The 1190-nt window shown below is 65.6% G+C and carries 2 protein-coding genes; both read left to right on the plus strand.

Features of this window, described 5'->3' with window-relative positions; all coding sequences use genetic code 11:
• The first annotated feature begins 121 nt into the window (after nt 1-121).
• On the plus strand, nt 122-883 hold the full coding sequence (locus tag ACH47Z_RS47240) for a transposase family protein (protein WP_399086876.1): 762 nt from the start codon (nt 122-124) through the stop codon (nt 881-883).
• Between the two features lie 38 nt (nt 884-921).
• Nucleotides 922-1167 carry a DUF2283 domain-containing protein gene (locus ACH47Z_RS47245; RefSeq protein ID WP_399086879.1) on the plus strand — a complete coding sequence of 82 codons (246 nt, stop codon included), beginning with the start codon at nt 922-924 and terminating at the stop codon, nt 1165-1167.
• Nucleotides 1168-1190: the final 23 nt, after the last annotated feature.

Raw genomic sequence — 1190 nt, forward strand, 5'->3', positions numbered from 1 at the left:
TGAGCCTTTTCCAACCTCGTGGTGAGGGTGGCTGCTTGGTCGCGGAGGTCTGTACAACGCAGTGAAGCTCCCGGTAGACGGGTTCACGACCAAGATCACCCGTTGTCCGCCAGGAGCTTCCGTGCTTGTCTACCCGTCCGGGATCGACCTCTCCAGTTCGACCCTGCGGTTCCTCGCCCGTCACCTGCGTCAGCGCCGCCGTGAGATCGGCAGCCGGTGGCGACGCCTGGCAGCGGGACGCCAGGCACTCCTCACCCTTGCGCACCTGCGATGCGGCGACACCTATGGCCGGCTCGCCGCGGCATTCAACGTCGGCATCGCCACTGTCTACCGCTACATCCGCGAAGCCGTCGACGTCCTGGCCGCCCCCGCCCCCACACTTGAACAAGCCGTCGGCACCGCGGCGACCAAAGCGTTCGTGATCCTGGACGGCACCCTGCTGCCGATCGACCGCATCGCCGCCGACCGCCCCTTCTACTCCGGCAAGCACAAGAAGCACGGCATGAACGTGCAGGTCATCACCGACCCCTTCGGCCGCCTGCTCTGGGCTTCGGCCGCACTACCGGGAGCGGTTCACGACATAAAGGCTGCCCGCCTCCACGGCATCCCGGCCGCTTTGGCCCAAGCCGGCGTCCGCTGCTGGGCGGACAAGGCGTACCAAGGAGCAGGCGGCACCGTCCGTGTCCCCTACCGCGGTCGCTGGGACAAACTCTCCGAAGGCCAGCGAGCCGTCAACACCTCCCACGCCAAGATCCGAGCCCTCGGCGAGCAGGCCACGGCCACCCTCAAGACCTGGCGCCTCCTGCGCAAACTCCGTTGCAGTACGACCCGCATCACCACCATCGTCAAGGCCATCCTCGCCCTGCATCCCGCAGCGCACTGACGAGACCGGGATCAACAACACAGAAGGGACCCAGCATCTTGCCTGACGTCAAAGTCACCTACGACACGACCGCGAATGCGGCGTACATATACTTCACCGACCCGCAGGCCAGCGTGAGATCAGCACATACCTATCCCTGCGATCCGATCGATGTCGACGGCATGATCAACCTCGACTTCGACGAGCAAGGCCGCCTCATCGGCATCGAGGTCCTAGCCGCCAGGTCGAAGCTCCCCGAGTACCTGCTCCAAGCCGCTGAGCGGCTGGATTCCGAGGGAAGTTGAGCCCGGGAGCAGCCCGGCGATTG

The organism is Streptomyces sp. NPDC020192 (assembly GCF_044388685.1).
GTDB lineage: Bacteria > Actinomycetota > Actinomycetes > Streptomycetales > Streptomycetaceae > Streptomyces.